Origin of the sequence: Pseudonocardia oceani (assembly GCF_019263585.2) — a bacterium.
In the GTDB taxonomy this organism is placed as follows: Bacteria; Actinomycetota; Actinomycetes; order Mycobacteriales; family Pseudonocardiaceae; genus Pseudonocardia; species Pseudonocardia oceani.
In genome coordinates this window covers 6,466,171-6,483,934 of the sequence record NZ_JADQDF010000001.1, presented here as the reverse complement: position 1 = coordinate 6,483,934, position 17,764 = coordinate 6,466,171, and the positions used below count along the sequence as shown (strand labels likewise).

The following is a 17,764-nucleotide window of genomic DNA, read 5'->3' as shown; positions in this document are numbered from 1 at the left end:
GCCGGTGGTCAGCCGGCGACGACGGCCGAGTCGATCGTGACGGGGGTGTTGGGCTCCCCGTCGCCCTCGGGCGTCGCACCGGCCGCGGCGACCCCGTCGATGACGGCGAGGCCCTCGGGCGCGATCGAGCCGAACGCCGTGTACTCCGGCGGCAGCCCGGCGTCGCCGAAGACCATGAAGAACTGGCTGCCGCCGCTGTCGGGAGCCGCCGTCTTGGCCATCGCGAGGATGCCGCGGCCGTAGGTCAGCTCGGGGAAGACCTCGTCGGGGATGGTGTAGCCGGGGCCGCCGGTGCCGGTGCCGGTCGGGTCGCCGCACTGCAGGACCTGCAGGCCCGGGGCGGTGGTGAGGCGGTGGCACGGCGTGCCGTCGTAGTAGCCCTGCTGCGCCAGGCTGACGAAGCTGTTGACGGTGCACGGCGCCAGCGCGCGGTCGAGCGTCAGGGGCACGGTGCCCGCGCTCGTCGCCAGCGTGACGCCCACGGTGCCCTCGGCGGACACGCCGGTGGCGGGCGGGGGCGTGGCGGGCTTCGCGGCCTCGCCGCCCGCGACGTAGGCGCAGTCGGTGGGGTTCGGCAGCGGCGTGGAGCGCACCGGGAGCGGCACGATCTCGGCCGGGGCGGCGGGGTCGGTGCTCGGCGCGGCGGCGGTGTCGTCGCCCCCGCCGCCGGTGAGCGTCGTGAGCAGCACGAGCCCGACGAGGACCACGACCACGACGGCCACCGAGGTGATCACCGCGACCCGCCTGCGGCGCTGCGCCTGCTGGGCCCGCCGTTCCTGCTGGCGCTCGAGCTTGCGCTTGGCCGCCTCGCGCCGCATCTGGTTGGTCGCCACCGTGCTCCTCCGTGTCCGCCGATCGGCCGACACGATAGCGATCGGCACCGGCCTCTACGCTGGTCGGGTGCTCGTCGCCGGATTCCCCGCAGGTTCGTTCCAGACCAACTGCTACGTCGTGGCCCCCGGTCCGGGGGAGGCGTGCGTCGTCGTCGACCCCGGCCAGGACGCCGTCGAACAGCTCGACGCGCTGCTGGCCGAGCACCGGCTGACCCCGGTCGCCGTGCTGCTCACCCACGGGCACTTCGACCACACGTTCAGCGTCACCCCGGTGTGCGACGGCCACGACATCGCCGCGTGGATCCACCCCGAGGACCGCGAGATGCTCGCCGACCCGATGAAGGGGCTGTCCCGGGAGTCGGCCGCGTTCTTCGGCGGGCGCCTGGAGATGCGCGAGCCGCGGTCGGTCGAGGAGATGGCCGACGGCGCGACGCTCGACCTCGCCGGGCTCACGCTGCGCGTCGACCACACCCCGGGCCACACGCGCGGGTCCGTGATCTTCACGCCGACCTCGGCCGCCGACGACGGCGCGGGCGCCGAGGTGATCATCGCCGGTGACACGCTGTTCGCCGGCTCGATCGGGCGCACCGACCTGCCCGGGGGCGACCACCAGCAGATGCTGGTCAGCCTGCGCGACAAGCTGCTCACCCGCTCCGACGAGGCGCTGGTCCTGCCCGGGCACGGCGCCACCACGACCATCGGCCGGGAGCGGGCGTCCAACCCGTTCCTGCAGGGCCTCGACACGCCGGCGCCGGGGCGCGGGCTGTGAGCACGCCGTTCGCCGCGCCCAAGGGGATCCCCGAGTACACCCCGCCCGACTCGGCCGCGTTCGCGCACGTGCGCGACACGCTCGTCGCGGCCGCCGGGCGGGCCGGCTACGGGTTGCTGGAGCTGCCGGTCTTCGAGGACACCGGGCTCTACGCCCGGGGCGTCGGCGAGTCGACCGACGTCGTCAGCAAGGAGATGTACACCTTCGCCGACCGCGGCGAGCGCTCGGTGACGCTGCGTCCCGAGGGCACCGCGGGCGTCGTACGCTCGGTGATCGAGCACGGCCTCGACCGCGCCGGTCTGCCGGTCAAGCTCTACTACGCGGGCCCGTTCTTCCGCTACGAGCGCCCGCAGGCGGGGCGCTACCGGCAGCTGCAGCAGGTCGGGATCGAGGCGATCGGCATCGACGACCCGGCGCTGGACGCCGAGGTCATCGCCGTCGCCGACGAGGGGTTCCGGGCGCTGGGCCTGCGCGCGTATCGTCTCGAGCTCACCTCGCTGGGCGACGAGGAGAGCCGCCCCGCCTACCGCGCGCTGCTCACCGACTTCCTGTCCCGGCTCGACCTCGACGAGGCCACCCGCGAGCGCGCCCGGGTCAACCCGCTGCGCGTGCTCGACGACAAGCGGCCCGAGGTCCGCACGCTCACGGCCGACGCGCCGCTGCTGCTGCACCACCTCTCGGCGGCCGCGAAGGATCACCACGACGCGGTCAAGGCGCACCTCGACGACCTCGGCGTGGCCTACGTGGAGAACCCGCGGATGGTGCGCGGGCTCGACTACTACACGAAGACCACGTTCGAGTTCGTCCACGACGGGCTGGGCGCGCAGTCGGGCATCGGCGGCGGCGGGCGCTACGACGGGCTGATGGCGACGCTCGGGGGGCAGCCGCTGTCGGGCGTCGGCTTCGGGATCGGCGTCGACCGGACGCTGCTCGCCTGCCGCGCCGAGGGCGTCTCGCCCTGGTCGCAGGCTCGCGTCGAGGTGTTCGGGGTGCCGCTGGGCGACGCCGCGAAGAGCCGGCTCGTCGTGCTGGCCGGGGCGCTGCGCCGGGCCGGGGTCCGCGTCGACGTCTCCTACGGCGGGCGCGGGCTCAAGGGCGCGATGAAGTCCGCCGACCGCTCCGGCGCGCGCTACGCGCTCGTGCTCGGCGACCGCGACCTCGAGGCCGGCACCGTCGGCGTCAAGGACCTGCTGTCGGGGGAGCAGCGGCCGGTGGCGCTCGGCTCCGTCGTCGACGAGATCGTGTCGCTGCTCGGTGGGTGAGCCGTCCTCCGCCGCGGGATCCTCCGGGGCTGCGGGTTCCTCCGGGGCTGGGGGTTCCTCCGGGGCTGCGGGTTCCTCCTCCGAAGCCGACCGCTGGGACGCCCGCCACGCCGTCGCGGGTCCGGGCACGCCGGTGCCGCCGGGGGCGCTGCGGGGGCGCGAGCACCTGCTGCCCGACGGCGGGCGCGCGCTCGACGTCGCCTGCGGCCGGGGCGCGGTGGCGGCGTGGCTCGCGGGCCGCGGGTTCGCCGTCGACGCGGTGGACGTGTCGCCGGTCGGGCTCGCGGCGGGCGCGACGCTCGCCCCGGGCGTCAGCTGGATCGCGCACGACCTCACGCTCGGACTGCCGGTCACCGGCCCCTACGACGTCGTGGTCTGCCAGCGCTACCGCGACCCGGCGCTCTACCCGGCCCTGGTCGACGTCCTCGCGCCCGGTGGCCTGCTCGTGGTCACGGTGTTGTCGGAGGTGGGCGACTCGGGCGGGTCGTTCCGCGCCGTGCCCGGGGAGCTGGAGGCGGCGTTCGGGCACCTACGGGTGCTCGCGTCGGAGGAGGGGAACGGGGAGGCGTCGCTGGTGGCGCTCGCCCCCTAGACCCTCGAACCCTCAGACTCTCAGCGCGTCCGGGCTCTCCCGGCTCGCCACCACCGCCGCCAGCGCGGTCGTGATCGGCACCGACGCGACGAGGCCGATGCTGCCGACGAGAGTCCGCACGATCTCGGTGGCCACCGCCTGCGACGTGGCGACGTCGCCGAGGCCCTGCCCGGACAGCGAGAACAACAGCAGCAGCGGCAGCGAGGCGCCCGCGTAGGCCAGGACGAGCGTGTTGACCGCCGAGGCCACGTGGTCGCGCCCGATCCGCATCGCCGCGGTGAACAGCGCGGGCGCGGCCATGTCCGGATCGGCCCGCCGGAGCTCCCAGACGGCGCTGGTCTGGGTGACGGTGACGTCGTCGAGCACGCCGAGCGCGCCGATGACGACCCCGGCGAGCAGCAGCCCGCGGGCGTCGACGCCGGAGCCGAGCGAGGCGATGAGCGTGGCCGTCTGGTCGTCGAGCCCGGTGAGCCGCGCGGTCGCGGAGAACAGCGCGCCGAGCACGCCGATCAGCGCGAGCGAGGCGAGCGTGCCGAGCACGGCCACGGAGGTGCGGGCCGACGGGCCGTGGGTGAGGTAGAGGACCGCGAACATGATCAGGCAGGAGCCGACGACGGCGACGGCGAGCGGGTCGCGCCCGTCGAGGATCGCGGGCAGCACGAACGCGAGGAGCACGACGAAGCTCAGGACCAGCGCGCCGAGGGCGGCGAGGCCGCGCCAGCGCCCGAGCACCAGGACCGCGGCCGCGAACAGGACGGTGAGCCACACGAGCGCGCCGCCGCGCTGGAAGTCGACGACCTGGTAGGACCCGGGGTCGGTCGGGTCGCCGCCGGAGTAGCCGAGCACGATGTCGTCGCCGACGCCGAAGGTCGGGGTGCTGGGCTCGACGGGCACGACCTGCACGAGGTCACGGCCCGGCAGCGGCCCGTCGGCCATCCGGATCACGAGCCCGACGCACCCGCCCTCGCCGCTGCCGGGGGAGCAGTCGGTGGTCTGCGCTGCGGTGATCTCGCCCTGCACGGGCTGCTGCGCGGCGGCCGCCGCGGGCACGGGCGCGGAGCCCGGCCAGAGCAGCACCACCCCGACCAGGGTGGCCAGGGCGCAGGGGACGAGCAGGGCGGCGATGAGGATCCGGACGCGGCGCCCGGCGGGGGCGGCGGGGCCGTGCCCGTGGCCGTGACCGTGCCCCCCGGCGGGGGCGGGTGCCGCCCGGCGCCGGCGCCGCCCGCCCGGCGCCGGGGGCGCCGGCTCCGCCGCGGGATCCGCGACGGGCCGACGGCGGCGTCCGCCGGGGGAGGACGGGCCGGCCCCGACCCGGATCGGCCCGGTGGGGGCGTCGGGTTCGGGCTCCTCGGGTCCGCGCACGGGCCCATCCTCCCCGCGACGCGCGCTCCGGGACCACGGGGCCGTGGCGCCTACAGGATCAGGCTCGCGACGAACGCCAGGGCGAACCCGACCACACCGATCAGGGTCTCCATGACCGTCCAGGTCTGCAGCGTCGTGCGTACGTCCATGTTGAGGAAGCGCCCGACCAGCCAGAACCCGGAGTCGTTGACGTGCGACAGCACCGTCGAGCCGCCCGCGATCGCGATGACGACGAGCGCCACGTCGATCCGGGAGAGCCCCTCGGCGGCCACGACGGGCGCGATGAGGCCCGCGGTCGTCGTCAGGGCCACGGTCGCCGAACCCTGCGCCACGCGCAGCGCGGTGGCGATCACGAACGCCGCGACGATGACCGGCAGGCCGATCGCGCCCAGGCTCTCGGCGAGCGCGTCGCCGATGCCGCTGGTGCGCAGGATCCCGCCGAACGCGCCACCCGCACCGGTGATGAGGATGATCGCGCAGACCGGGCCGAGCGAGGAGTTGACGATGCCCTCGGCCTCGGCGCGGGTGAAGCGCTCCCGGCTCAGCACGAACAGCGCGACCAGCACCGTGATCAGCAGGGCGACCGGGGTCTGCCCGAGGAGCCGCAGCGCACCGACGGTCGTGGTGTCGCCGTCGACGACGCCCGCGGTCGCGAGCGTGTTCAACCCGGTGTTGAGCAGGATGAGGACGAGCGGGAGCAGCAGGAGCAGCAGGACGGTGCTGAACCGCGGCGGTGCGGTGCGGGTCTCGGACCGGACGTCGGTCCGCGCGCCGCCCGAGCCGCTCTCCTCACCGCCCGCGAGGACGTCGGGCACCGGCACGTCGAACCGGCGGCCGCTCCACACCCCGAACAGGTAGGACGCGACGTACCAGGTGGGCAGGCCGATGACCAGCCCGACCACGAGCACCAGGCCGATGTCGGCGCCCAGGATGCCGGCGGCGCCGACGGGCCCGGGGTGCGGTGGGACGAACGCGTGCATGACGGCGAACGCCCCGGCCGAGGGCAGCGCGTAGGTGAGGACGGAGCCCCCGAACCGGCGCGCGACGCTGAAGATGAGCGGCAGGAACACGACGAAGCCGGCGTCGAAGAAGATCGGGAAGCCGAACAGCAGCGACGCGACGCCCAGGGCGAGCGGTGCCCGGTGCTCGCCGAACCGGGCGACGAGGGTGTCGGCGAGCGTCTGCGCACCGCCGGTGACCTCCAGCAGCTTGCCGATCATCGCGCCCAGCCCGACGAGGAGCGCGACGCTGGCCAACGTGGTGCCGAACCCGTCGAGCAGCGCCGGGACGGCCTCGTCGACCGGGATCCCCGCGACGAGCGCGGTCAGCAGGCTGACCAGGATCAGGGCGACGAAGGCGTGCAGCCGCAGCGCCATGATCAGGACGAGCAGCAGCGCGACCGCCGCCACCGCGATCAGCAGCAGGACGCCGGTGCCGTGCACCGGGACGAAGTCCTCCATCAGTGCTCCTCCTCCGTGCTCACCGCGACCGGTGCGTCCAGCGCGGCCAGCGCGTCCATGGCGCGACCGGCCACCTCGGAGGGCCGGCCCGTGGTCTCGACGCCGACGCCCGGCTCGTCGGGCTGCAGCGGCTCGAGCGTGGCGAGCTGGCTGCTCAGGAGCGAGGGCGGCATGTAGTGCCCGCGGCGCGCCGTGATCCGCTGCTCGATGAGCTCGGGCGGGGCGAGCAGGTGCACGAAGTACACCGAGGGGTGGCCGTCGCGCAGCAGGTCGCGGTAGCTGCGCTTGAGCGCCGAGCAGGTGATGACGGCGCCGCGGTCCGCCTGCTCCTGCTCGCCGATCCAGTCGGCGATCCGGCGCAGCCACGGCCACCGGTCGTCGTCGTCGAGGGGGTGCCCCGCCGCCATCTTCTGCCGGTTCGCCTCCGGGTGCAGGTCGTCGCCCTCGGCGAACACCCACCCCGTGCGCGCCACCAGCTCCTGCGCCACCGACGTCTTCCCGACGCCCGAGACGCCCATCACCACCAGTGTTCGTCGGTCCATGGGTGCAGAGTGGCGTACGGCACCGACAGGCGCCGGACGGGACGCGCCGGAAGGTACTTGCCGAACCGTTCGAACGTGTGTTCGACTGTCCCCATGCGGTGGAGCGGGCAGCAGGTCCAGGACGACGGGGTCGGTGCGGAGGCGGCGCTGCCCGGGTTGCGCGGGTTGCTGCGCTCGGTCCGCACGCCGGAGTTCGCGGGTGCGGTGTTCCACGAGGTGGAGGCGCGCTCGGCGCTCAACCGCGTGCCGGGCACGTCGCCGGTGCCGTTCCGGTGGACGGTCAACCCCTACCGCGGCTGCTCGCACGCCTGCGTCTACTGCCTGGCCGGTCCCACCCGCGTGCTCATGGCCGACGGGTCCACGCGCCCGATCGCGGAGCTGCGCGTCGGCGACGCGGTGGTCGGCACCGAGCGGGTCGGCGGGGGCCGCCGCTACGTGCGCACCACCGTCCACGCGCACTGGTCCACTGCCAAGCCCGCGGTCCGGCTGCGCCTGTCGGGCGGCACCGAGATCGTTGCGAGCGGTGAGCACCGCTTCCTCACCGACTCCGGGTGGCGCCATGTCACCGGCGGTTGGTGCCGGTCGGGGCGCCGCCCGCGGCTGCGCCCAGGCAGCGCGCTGCTGGGGCCGGGCGCGTTCGCGGCGCGGCAGGCGTCCCCCACGCCGGGCTACCGGCGCGGATACCTGTCCGGGCTGGTCCGCGCCGACGGCCCCACGCCCGCCGAGCCCGACCGGTGCTTCCCCTCGGCGCACCTGGAGCTCGAGGCGCTCGGGCGCGCCCACCACCACCTCGCCGAGGTGGCGCGGGAGGCGCCGGTGCTGGCCGCCGTCGGGAGAGTGGTCGACGGCCGCATCGCTCCGCCCGCGCCGCGGGCCGGGATCGCGCCGGTCGCCGAGGTCGTGCGCTGGCCCGAGCACCCGGGCGACGACTGGTGCGCCGGGTTCCTGGCCGGCGTCGTCGACGCGCGGGGCGCGGTCTCCCACGGCGAGCTGCGGGTCCGCCAGTCCGACGAGGAGGTCGTCGGGCGGGTCGCCGGGGCGCTGCACCGGCTCGGGTTCGGCTTCGCGATGGAGGGCACCGAGCGCGGTGAGCGGGTCGTCCGGCTCACCGGGGGGCCGACGGCGTTCGTGCGCTTCCTGCAGGTCGCGGGGCCCGCGGTGGGCCGCCGCCGCGACCTGTCGGGTGCGCCGGTCGAGGTGGCGGCCGAGGTCGTCGCCGTCGAGCCGACGGGCCGGGTCGAGGCGATGTACGACATCACCACCGGCACCGGCGACTTCGTGGCCGAGGGCGTCGTCAGCCACAACTGCTTCGCCCGTGGCACCCACTCCTACCTCGACCTCGACACCGGGGCCGACTTCGACAGCCAGATCGTCGTGAAGGTCAACGTCGCGCGCGTGCTCGACCGCGAGCTGCGGCGGCCGCGGTGGGAGTGCGAGCCGGTCGCGATGGGCACCAACACCGACCCCTACCAGCGCGCGGAGGGCCGCTACCGGCTCATGCCCGGCGTGATCGACGCCCTGACCCGCTCCGGCACCCCGTTCTCGATCCTCACGAAGGGCACGGTCCTCACGCGCGACCTGCCCCGGCTGGCCGCGGCCGCCCGCGACGTCCCGGTCGGGCTCGGCGTGTCGATCGCCCTGCTCGACCGCCCGCTACAGCCCGCCCTCGAACCCGGCACGCCGTCGCCGGAGGCCCGGCTCGAGCTGGTCCGCCGCATCGCCGACGCCGGGCTGAGCTGCGGCGTCATGGTGGCGCCGGTGCTGCCGCTGCTCACCGACTCCGAGGAGGCGCTCGACGCACTGCTCGCCCGCATCAGCGCGGCCGGCGCCACCGGCGCGAGCGTCATGGCCCTGCACCTGCGGCCCGGCGCGCGCGAGTGGTTCCAGGCCTGGCTCGCCCGCGAGCACCCCGGCCTGGTCGAGCGCTACGCCCGCCTCTACCGCCGCGGCTCCTACGTCGACGCGGAGTACCGCCGCGCCCTCTCCGCCCGCGTCGGCCCCCTGCTCCGCCGCCACGGCCTGGCGTCGGAGGTGGGGGTGGTGCGGGGCGCGGACGACCTGGCCCGCGCGGCCGTCCAGGTGCCCGAACAGCTCACCCTGCTCTGACGTCCCGCGCGCGATTCAGGTTCCCGCGCGCCGAACAGGTTCCCGCACGGCCCCGGGGGGGCGCGGGAGCAGGAAGCGTGCGCGGGAGCTAGAGCGCACGCTGCACCGTGGAACGCGAACCACGCACGACCGCACGCGCTCTGCGGAACGCGAACCACCGCACCGCGTTCCGCGGAACGCGATCGATCATGAGCCCGGGGGTCGGCCGCACCCGGTCCCTGCACCGGGGTAGGGAAACCTGCTGGCCGGGCACCGGGGCCTGCCGGATAGCCTCGTCGCGTGATGCGATCCCACCCCGCCGGCACGTTGCGTGCCGAGCACGCCGGACAGTCCGTGACCCTCGCCGGGTGGGTGGCGCGCCGCCGCGACCACGGCGGAGTGATCTTCGTCGACCTCCGCGACGCCTCCGGGTCGGCGCAGGTCGTGTTCCGCGAGGGGGAGATGGCCGAGCGGGCGCACCGCCTGCGTTCGGAGTTCTGCCTGCAGCTCACCGGTGAGGTCGTCGCCCGGCCCGAGGGCAACGAGAACCCCGACCTGCCCACGGGTGCGGTCGAGGTGACGGTCACGTCGTTCACCGTGCTGTCGGAGTCGGCGCCGCTGCCGTTCCCGGTCGACGAGCACTCCGAGGTGGGTGAGGAGGTGCGGCTCAAGTACCGCTACCTCGACCTGCGCCGCGGCGGGCCGGCGTCGGCCATGCGCCTGCGCAGCGCCGTCAACAAGGCCGCCCGGAAGGTGCTCGACGCGCGCGACTTCGTGGAGGTCGAGACCCCGACCCTGACGCGGTCGACGCCCGAGGGCGCCCGCGACTTCCTGGTCCCCGCCCGCCTGCGCCCCGGCAGCTGGTACGCCCTGCCGCAGAGCCCGCAGCTGTTCAAGCAGCTGCTCATGGTCGGCGGGCTGGAGCGGTACTACCAGATCGCGCGCTGCTACCGGGACGAGGACTTCCGCGCCGACCGGCAGCCGGAGTTCACCCAGCTCGACATCGAGATGAGCTTCGTCGAGCAGGACGACGTCATCGAGCTCGCCGAGGCGATCCTCGTCGCGCTGTGGGAGCTGATCGGCCACGAGATCCCGCGCCCGATCCGGCGGATGACCTACGCCGAGGCGATGAGCCGCTACGGCTCCGACAAACCCGACCTGCGCTTCTCCATCGAGCTCACCGACATGACGGAGTACTTCGCCGACACGCAGTTCCGCGTGTTCCAGAACCCCTACGTCGGCGCGGTCGTGATGCCCGGGGGCGCCTCGCAGGCCCGCCGCGCGCTCGACGCCTGGCAGGAGTGGGCGAAGCAGCGCGGCGCCCGCGGCCTCGCGTACGTGCTGATCGGCGAGGACGGCACCGTCGACGAGCGCGGTCCCGTCGTCAAGAACCTGTCGGAGACCGAGCGCGACGGCCTCGCCGCCGCCGTCGGCGCGCAGCCCGGCGACTGCATCTTCTTCGCCGCCGGCACCCCGAAGGACGCCCGGGCGCTGCTCGGCGCGGCCCGCGGCGAGATCGCGCGGCGCACCGGTCAGCTCGACGAATCGGCGTGGTCGTTCGTCTGGATCGTCGACGCCCCGATGTTCGAGTCCGCCGCCGAGACCGACGACGTCGCCGTCGGCAGCGGGCAGTGGACCGCGCTGCACCACGCGTTCACCTCGCCCAACACCGAGTGGATCGACAAGTTCGAGACCGACCCGGGCAACGCGCTGGCCTACGCCTACGACATCGTCTGCAACGGCAACGAGATCGGCGGCGGGTCCATCCGGATCCACCGCGCCGACGTGCAGAAGCGCGTGTTCGAGCTGATGGGGCTGGGGGAGGAGGAGGCGCAGGAGAAGTTCGGATTCCTGCTCGACGCCTTCGCCTTCGGCCCGCCCCCGCACGGCGGCATCGCGTTCGGCTGGGACCGGATCACGGCGCTGCTGGCCGGCGTCGACTCCATCCGCGAGGTCATCGCCTTCCCCAAGACCGGCGGCGGCTACGACCCGCTGACGGCCGCGCCCGCCCCGATCACCCCGGAGCAGCGCAAGGAGGCCGGCGTCGACGCCGCCCCGCCGAAGAAGCCCACGCCCACCGAGGCTCGCTGAGTCGGTGCAGCACCTGCGCGTCGTCTCGCCGGAGGCGGTCACCGCCGGGGTGCGCGACCTGCTGCTCGCCGAGCCCGGCGCCACGCACGTCACCGTGCTGGCGGGGGTGGCGCTGCAGCCCGTGGGTGACGTCGTCGAGGCCGACGTCACCCGCGAGGCGGTCGACCGCGTCCTCGACGGTCTGTGCGGGCTCGGCGTCGACCGCGCCGGCGGCGTGACGCTGGAGACGATCGACACGACGCTGTCCGACGCCGCCGACCGGGCGGAGGAGGCGGTGCCCGGCGACCCGCAGGACGCGGTGATCTGGGACGAGGTCGTGGCGCGCACGGGGGAGGACTCCCGGCTCTCGATCAGCTTCCAGACCTTCCTCACGGTCGCGTGCCTGCTCGCCGCGATCGGCGCGATCACGAACTCGCCGGTCACGGTCGTCGGCGCGATGGTGCTCGGTCCGGAGTTCGGGCCGCTGGCCGCGGTCGCCGTCGGCATCGCCCTGCGCCGTCGCGACCTCGTCCGCCGCGGAGTCGTCGCGCTGGCCGTCGGGTTCCCGCTGGCCATGGTCGTCACTGCCGCGGCCACGCTGCTGTTCGACGCCGTCGGCCTGCTCGACGCGACCTCGCTCGACTCGCTCGACCAGGTCGACTTCATCTACCAGGTCGGCTGGTTCTCCTTCATCGTCGCGCTGCTCGCCGGGGCGGCCGGGATGCTGGCGCTCACCTCGGCCAAGTCGGCGTCGCTGGTCGGGGTGTTCATCTCGGTCACCACGGTGCCCGCCGCCGCGTTCGCCTCGGTCGCGTTCGTCGAGGGGCGGTTCGTCGAGGCGGGGGAGTCGGTGCTGCAGCTCGTCGTCAACGTCGTCGGCATCGTGCTGGCGGCCGTGGCGGTGCTGCTCGCCTCCCGCACGGCCGGCGCGCGTCGCCGCGGCCTGCGGAGGCTGTCCACCGGGTAGGGTCGGTCCGGTGAACGGCGACCTGGGTGCTTTCCCCAGGCCGGTGCTCGCCGCTCTGGCCGCGGCGGAGCGCCTCCTCACCCGGCGCGCGGGCGCCAGCGTCGTGCTGGCCGACCCCGAGGACCTCGGCGGCAGCGACCGCTCGGTCGTCGCGCGGGCGCGGGTGTCGCGCAACCCGTTCGCGCTGCCGCGCACGCTCGTCGTCAAGCACTACCTGGCCGATCCCGACCCGGGCATGCCCGACCCGTTCCACCACGAGGTCGCGAGCTGCCAGCTGTTCACCGCGCTGCCCACCGAGGCCCGGCCCAGCCCGGTGCTGATCGCCCACGACCCGGCCGCGCGGCTGCTCGTGCTGGAGGACCTCGGGCGCAGCTCCACCCTCGCCGACGCCCTGTTCGGTCCCGACCCGGCGCACGCGAAGCGCTGCCTGCTGAGCTGGGCGCGGGCGCTGGGGCGGATGCAGGCGGCCACCGCGGGCCGGGAGAACGATTTCGGCGCGCTGCTGCGCCGCCAGGGGGAACGGGCCTGGCGAGACCCCGTCGCCGACGACGCCCGCGCCGCTCTGGCCGGGCTCTCCGAGCTGCTCGAGCACCAGCTGGGGATCCGCGTGCCCGAGGAGGCGCGGCTCCAGGCGCAGGACACCGCGCGACTGCTGGACGGCACGCGCTACCGCGCGTTCAGCCCGTCCGACACCTGCCCGGACAACAACCTCGTCACCAGCCGCGGTGTGCGGTTCGTCGACTTCGAGTGGGGCTGCTTCCGCGACGTCGTCCTCGACGCCGCCTACTTCCGCGTGCCGTTCCCGGCGTGCGAGGCGAGCTTCGCGCTGCCCCACGGGATGGCCGCGACGATGCTCGACGCCTGGCGCAGCGAGATCGCCGGCGTCTGGCCCGACCTCGACGACGTGGAGCTGCTCGAGCGCCGGCTGCTCGACGCGCAGCTGCTGTGGGTGTGGCTGTGCACCTGGTGGCTGCTGCCGCGCATCATCGAGCGCGACGGCCCGCTCGGCGCCGACCCCACCCGCACTCCGCGGATCAGCACCGTCCTCGCGCACTACTGGCGGGAGATGGCGGTGTCGGCGCAGGCGCTGGGGCTGCGCGCCAGTGCCGACCTGGGGATCGCGGTGGCCGACGTGCTGCACGACCGGCACGTCGACGCCCTGCCGGCGCTGCCGGTGTACCCGGCGTTCCGTTCCGTCGCGTAGAGGGCGGGAACGCGGACGCGGCGGGCGCCCGGAGGCACCCGCCGCGTCGTCGGTCCTCAGATCGTCAGTTCTCCGAGTGGCGAGCCTGCTCGACCTGCTCCACGCGGTCCTCGGTGGCCATGCGGGTCAGCTCCGCACCGGCCTCGGCGTCGCGGGTGAGGTTGTCGCCGGTCTCCGGGTCGAACACGTGCACCTTGCGGCTGTCGAGCCAGAACTCGGCGTCGCGGCCCTCCCGCATGCGGCTGGTCGCGTCGATCGACACGATGGCCTGCGTCCGCAGCTGGTCGGAGTCGAGCTCGCGCGAGAGCTCCTTGAGCTTGAGGTTGACCTCCTCGGGCGCGTCGTAGGGGACGTAGGCGTACTGCGAGTCGCCGAGCCACTCGGTGACGTCGACGCGCGCGGTGAAGACCGACCCCAGCGGGCGCTTCGCCTCGTCGACCAGCGAGGCGTCCTCGAAGTACTCGGGGCGGATCCCGACGAGCAGCAGCTGCTTGCCCTCGACGGCCTTCGCGCGCCGCTCGTCGAGCTCGATGCGCCCGAACGGGGTGTCCAGGGCGGCACCCGAGACCGTCGCGGGCAGGAAGTTCATCGGCGGCGAGCCGATGAACCCGGCCACGAACAGGTTGACGGGCTGTTCGTAGAGCTCCCGGGGCGAGGCCACCTGCTGGATGAGGCCCTTGCGCAGTACGCAGACGCGGTCGCCGAGTGTCATCGCCTCGGTCTGGTCGTGCGTGACGTAGACCGTGGTGATGCCCAGGCGCCGCTGCAGCCGCGCGATCTCCGTGCGCATCTGCCCGCGCAGCTTGGCGTCGAGGTTGGACAGCGGCTCGTCGAACAGGAACGCGTCGGCGGACCGGACGATCGCCCGGCCCATGGCGACGCGCTGGCGCTGCCCGCCCGACAGGTTCGCGGGCTTGCGCTCCAGGTGCTCGTGGAGCTCCAGGACGTCGGCGGCCTCGGTGACGCGCTTGCGCACCTCGTCGTCGGGGGTGTTCTGCAGGCGCAGCGGGAACGCGATGTTCTCGTAGACCGACAGGTGCGGGTAGAGCGCGTAGTTCTGGAACACCATCGACAGGTTGCGGTCGCGCGGCGCCTTGTCGTTGACGCGGGTGCCGCCGATGACCATGTCGCCGCTGGTGATGTCCTCCAGGCCGACGATCATCCGGAGCAGCGTGGACTTCCCGCAGCCGGACGGGCCGACGAGGATCATGAACTCGCCGTCGGCGATGTCCAGGCTGACGTCGTTGACGGCCGGGAAGCCGTCGCCGTACTTCTTGACGATGTTGCGCATCTCGATCGAAGCCATGACTTCTCCTAACCCTTGACCGCGCCGTTGGTGAGACCGGCGACGATGCGCCGTTGGAAGAACAGGACGAGGATGATCACCGGGATCGTGACGACCACGGCCGCCGCGGCGATGCCGCCCGTCGGGTCCTCGAACTGGGACGCGCCGGAGAACAGGCCGAGCGCGGCCGGCACGGGGCGCGCCGCGCTGGTCGAGGTCAGCGAGATCCCGTAGACGAAGTCGTTCCAGGCCAGGAAGAACGCGATGATCGCCGTGGTGAAGACGCCCGGTGCGGCCAGCGGCACGATCACCTTGCGGAACGCCTGCCACGTCGTGGCGCCGTCGACCTGCGCGGCCTGCTCCATCTCCCAGGGGATCTCCCGGAAGAACGCCGACATCGTCCAGATCGAGATCGGCAGCGTCAGGGACAGGTAGGGGATGATCAGGCCGGGCCAGGTGTCGTACAGCCCGATCTGGCGCCACAGGTTGAACAGCGGCGTGACGATCGAGATCACCGGGAAGATCGCCACGGCCAGCGCCGTGGACAGGATGATCTTCTTGCCGGGGAAGTCGAGCCGGGCGATGGCGTACGCCGCGAACATCGCGAGCAGGCACGACAGGGCCGTCGCGATCAGGCAGATGCCGAAGGAGTTGAGCAGGGCGGGCAGGAACAGCTCGCTCGCGTCCCCGGTGAGGATCAGGGAGTAGTTCTCCCAGGTGAAGACCGTCGGCAGGAACTGCCCGTTCGAGATGTCGGCCGCCGACTTGAACGACAGCGACACGATCCAGGCGATCGGGAACAGGGCGTAGAGGATGATCCCGATGCCGGCGACGATCCACCAGGTGCGTTCACGCGTGGACATCTACTTCTCCCCCCGGGCCTGCGACAGATCGACCTTGAACCCCTTGATGAACCCGAACGCGATGAGCACGACCGACAGGAACAGCAGCACCGACACCGCCGAGCCCAGGCCGATCTCGAGGCGGGCGATCGTCTGGCGGTAGGCCAGGAACGACACCGTCTCGGTGCCGTTCGCGCCCGCCGTCATGATGAACACGCTGTCGAACACGCGGAACGCGTCGAGCGTGCGGAACAGCAGGGCCACCATGATCGCGGCCTTCATGTTCGGGATGGTGACCTTGCGCATCCGCTGCCACCACGTGGCGCCGTCGACCTGCGCGGCCTCCTGCAGCACGTCGGGCACCTGGGCCAGACCCGCGAGCAGCAGCAGCGAGATGAACGGAGTGGTCTTCCAGATCTCGGCCAGGCAGATCACCAGGAGCGACGTGCCGGTGCCCCCGAACCAGTCGGTGTCGGCGGAGACGCCCGGCAGCCACGCGAACCAGCTGTTGACGAACCCGGACGTCAGGTCGAAGGCGAACTGCCAGGCGAACGCCGAGACGACCGTGATGATCGCGTAGGGCAGCAGGATCGCCGCCCGCAGGATCGGGCGCAGGCCCTTGAGCGCCTTGAGCATCACCAGTGCGAGCGCGAAGCCCAGCACCAGCTCCACGGCCACGGTGATGACGGTGATCAGGACCGTCACCCCGAACGACTGCCACCACAGGGCGTCGGTGAGAACGACCCAGTAGTTGCCCAGACCGACGAACGAGCGGTTGCCCGGGTCGGTGAGCCGGTAGGAGAACAGCGAGTCGTAGACGGCCTGGGCGATCGGGTAGGCGGTGACCAGCAGCATCACCGCGAAGGCCGGACCGGCGAGCATCCAGCCCAGGCGCCGCTCGGCGCGGACACGGTCGCTGAGGCCTCCCGACCCCGAGACCGGCTTGCCCTCGGCTGTCGCCCCGACGGACGGGGGTGCGGTCGTGGTCACAGGAGTTCCTCCCCGGACAGGACGGCGCGGATCAGTTCGGCGGCCGCGGGACCGGTCGTTCCGGGCACGACGGCGGTGGGCGGGTGGTAGACGCGCTGCAGGCTGCCCGAGACCTCGCTGTAGTACGCGGTCTGCGGGCGCGGCTTGGCCTGCTGCAGCGACTGCGCGATGACCGGGGCCATCGGGAACTCGGCGATCACCTCGGGGTCCTCGAACACCGCGAGGCTGGCCGCCGGGTTGCCGTCGGAGATGAAGTACGCCTTCTGGTTCTCGTCGGAGGTGATGCACTCGGTGGCCTGGAAGGCCAGGTCCGGGTAGCGGCTGGACGCACCGACGCCGAGGTTGATCCCGCCGTAGGGCGGCGCGCTGGGCGTGCCCGGATCGACGGAGGGGTAGACCGACCAGCCGTAGTCGTCGACGACGGACTGCTCGAGGGTGCCGCCCTCGACACCGCTCTTCGCCCGGCCCCAGACGAACGGCCAGTTGACCATGAATCCGGCGTCGCCGGCCTCGAAGGAGGCGACGCTCTCGTCCTCACCCGCGGTGGTGAAGGCGGGGCCGACGGCGCCGCTGTTGGCCACCGCGTCCATGACCGCCGTGGCGCGCTGGGCCTGCGGGGACTCCAGGCCGAGCTGGACGTCCTCGGGGCGGTCGGCCGTCTCGGTGATCACCGAGCCGCCGGCGGACTCGATCAGAGCGTTGAACCACACGACCAGCGACTCGGCGCGGCGGCCCTGCGCGGCGATCTGGGTGTCCTGCTCCTGCGCGGCGGTGACGAGCTGGTCCCAGGTGACGGGCTGGGTCACGTCCAGGCCCGCGGCCTGCGCGACCGACTTCTTGTACCAGAGCAGCTGCGTGTTGGCCCAGAACGGGATCGTGACGAGCTGCCCGTCCCAGGTGGCACCCTCGATCGCGCTCTGTGCGACACCGTCGGTGGCGCGCGCGGCGAGGTCGGCAGGCACGGGAGCGAGGAACCCGGCCTGCGCGAACTCCGGGATGTAGGGCGGGTCCAGACTCATGATGTCGATGGAGGAGTCGCCCGCGGCGAGACGCCGGACGAGCTGCTGGCGCTGCTCGGAGGACTCGCGCGGCAGCACCGAGACGTTGATGTCATAGGCACCGTTCGCTGCGGCGGTGCAGGCGGCCGCGATCTCCTCCTGACCGCCGGAGTCGGGGTTGGTGTACCAGGTCAGGGTGGGTGGGCCGGGGTCTCCCGTGCCGCACCCGGCCAGGCCGCACAGGACGAGCGCGGCCGCCGCCGCGGTGCCCAGGCGCCGCCGTCGTCGTTGACGCATGCTGCTCCTCCATCGATTCGAACGGTCGATCTTCCAGGTGGTGCTCGGCGCGTGGGCCGACCGACCGGCCGCGGACCACCCTGTGGGCAGCCTGGACGCGGAGGGCGGGTTCGGCGAGTCGTGGCGGTGTGCGGGTCCGCGACTACCACCGGTCAGCGGATGCGGCGGCGCCGGGGACGGAGGTATAACTCCTCCCGGGTGAC

The 17,764-nt window shown here is 73.5% G+C and carries 15 protein-coding genes; 7 read left to right on the top strand and 8 right to left on the bottom strand.

Annotated elements, in window-relative coordinates; translation table 11 throughout:
- Nucleotides 1–8: 8 nt before the first annotated feature.
- Nucleotides 9–833, bottom strand: a complete 825-nt coding sequence (locus I4I82_RS32445; RefSeq protein ID WP_218592456.1) for a peptidylprolyl isomerase — start codon at nt 831–833, stop codon at nt 9–11.
- A gap of 67 nt (nt 834–900) precedes the next feature.
- Here I4I82_RS32445 and I4I82_RS32440 point away from each other — a divergent pair, with 67 nt between their 5' ends.
- The 3 genes from I4I82_RS32440 to I4I82_RS32430 all read left to right on the top strand — a co-directional run bounded on the left by I4I82_RS32440 (nt 901) and on the right by I4I82_RS32430 (nt 3,456).
- Entirely contained in the window at nt 901–1,602 is a 702-nt protein-coding gene (locus I4I82_RS32440) for an MBL fold metallo-hydrolase (protein ID WP_218592457.1), read from the top strand.
- Nucleotides 1,599–2,864, top strand: a complete 1,266-nt coding sequence (gene hisS / locus I4I82_RS32435) for a histidine--tRNA ligase (protein WP_218592458.1) — start codon at nt 1,599–1,601, stop codon at nt 2,862–2,864. The genes I4I82_RS32440 and hisS overlap by 4 nt, the downstream gene beginning before the upstream one ends.
- A gap of 133 nt (nt 2,865–2,997) precedes the next feature.
- Nucleotides 2,998–3,456 (top strand): class I SAM-dependent methyltransferase, encoded by a 459-nt coding sequence (locus tag I4I82_RS32430; protein ID WP_218600019.1) that lies wholly within the window; start codon nt 2,998–3,000, stop codon nt 3,454–3,456.
- A 12-nt stretch (nt 3,457–3,468) separates the two neighbouring features.
- Here I4I82_RS32430 and I4I82_RS32425 read toward each other — a convergent pair whose 3' ends face one another.
- The 3 genes from I4I82_RS32425 to I4I82_RS32415 are packed head-to-tail and all read right to left on the bottom strand — an operon-like array spanning nt 3,469 to nt 6,823.
- The gene (locus tag I4I82_RS32425; protein WP_218596357.1) at nt 3,469–4,821 is read right to left on the bottom strand and encodes a YibE/F family protein; all 1,353 of its coding nucleotides are present in this window, start codon (nt 4,819–4,821) and stop codon (nt 3,469–3,471) included.
- Nucleotides 4,822–4,871: 50 nt separating this feature from the next.
- Nucleotides 4,872–6,281 carry a GntP family permease gene (locus I4I82_RS32420; RefSeq protein WP_218592268.1) on the bottom strand — a complete coding sequence of 470 codons (1,410 nt, stop codon included), beginning with the start codon at nt 6,279–6,281 and terminating at the stop codon, nt 4,872–4,874.
- Complete coding sequence (locus I4I82_RS32415) at nt 6,281–6,823, bottom strand: gluconokinase (RefSeq protein ID WP_218592267.1); 543 nt, start codon at nt 6,821–6,823, stop codon at nt 6,281–6,283. Before I4I82_RS32415 ends, I4I82_RS32420 begins: the two co-directional genes overlap by 1 nt.
- 93 nt (nt 6,824–6,916) lie before the next feature.
- Here I4I82_RS32415 and I4I82_RS32410 point away from each other — a divergent pair, with 93 nt between their 5' ends.
- The 4 genes from I4I82_RS32410 (at nt 6,917) to I4I82_RS32395 (ending at nt 13,149) form a co-directional block, all read left to right on the top strand.
- On the top strand, nt 6,917–8,929 hold the full coding sequence (locus I4I82_RS32410; RefSeq protein ID WP_218592266.1) for an intein-containing Rv2578c family radical SAM protein: 2,013 nt from the start codon (nt 6,917–6,919) through the stop codon (nt 8,927–8,929).
- Nucleotides 8,930–9,208: 279 nt separating this feature from the next.
- On the top strand, nt 9,209–10,999 hold the full coding sequence (aspS, locus tag I4I82_RS32405; RefSeq protein ID WP_218592265.1) for an aspartate--tRNA ligase: 1,791 nt from the start codon (nt 9,209–9,211) through the stop codon (nt 10,997–10,999).
- 4 nt (nt 11,000–11,003) lie between these two features.
- On the top strand, nt 11,004–11,945 hold the full coding sequence (locus I4I82_RS32400) for a DUF389 domain-containing protein (protein WP_218592264.1): 942 nt from the start codon (nt 11,004–11,006) through the stop codon (nt 11,943–11,945).
- 10 nt (nt 11,946–11,955) lie between these two features.
- On the top strand, nt 11,956–13,149 hold the full coding sequence (locus tag I4I82_RS32395; protein WP_226370383.1) for a protein kinase family protein: 1,194 nt from the start codon (nt 11,956–11,958) through the stop codon (nt 13,147–13,149).
- Nucleotides 13,150–13,213: 64 nt separating this feature from the next.
- On the opposite strand, the gene I4I82_RS32390 is transcribed toward I4I82_RS32395, so the two are convergent.
- The 4 genes from I4I82_RS32390 to I4I82_RS32375 are packed head-to-tail and all read right to left on the bottom strand — an operon-like array spanning nt 13,214 to nt 17,561.
- Nucleotides 13,214–14,455, bottom strand: a complete 1,242-nt coding sequence (locus I4I82_RS32390; RefSeq protein ID WP_218592263.1) for an ABC transporter ATP-binding protein — start codon at nt 14,453–14,455, stop codon at nt 13,214–13,216.
- A gap of 8 nt (nt 14,456–14,463) precedes the next feature.
- On the bottom strand, nt 14,464–15,297 hold the full coding sequence (locus I4I82_RS32385; RefSeq protein WP_218592262.1) for a carbohydrate ABC transporter permease: 834 nt from the start codon (nt 15,295–15,297) through the stop codon (nt 14,464–14,466).
- The gene (locus tag I4I82_RS32380; protein ID WP_226370382.1) at nt 15,298–16,266 is read right to left on the bottom strand and encodes a carbohydrate ABC transporter permease; all 969 of its coding nucleotides are present in this window, start codon (nt 16,264–16,266) and stop codon (nt 15,298–15,300) included. It lies immediately after the preceding gene.
- A complete protein-coding gene (locus I4I82_RS32375) occupies nt 16,263–17,561 on the bottom strand; it encodes an extracellular solute-binding protein (protein WP_218596356.1) in 1,299 nt (432 codons plus the stop codon). Before I4I82_RS32375 ends, I4I82_RS32380 begins: the two co-directional genes overlap by 4 nt.
- Between the last annotated feature and the right edge of the window lie 203 nt (nt 17,562–17,764).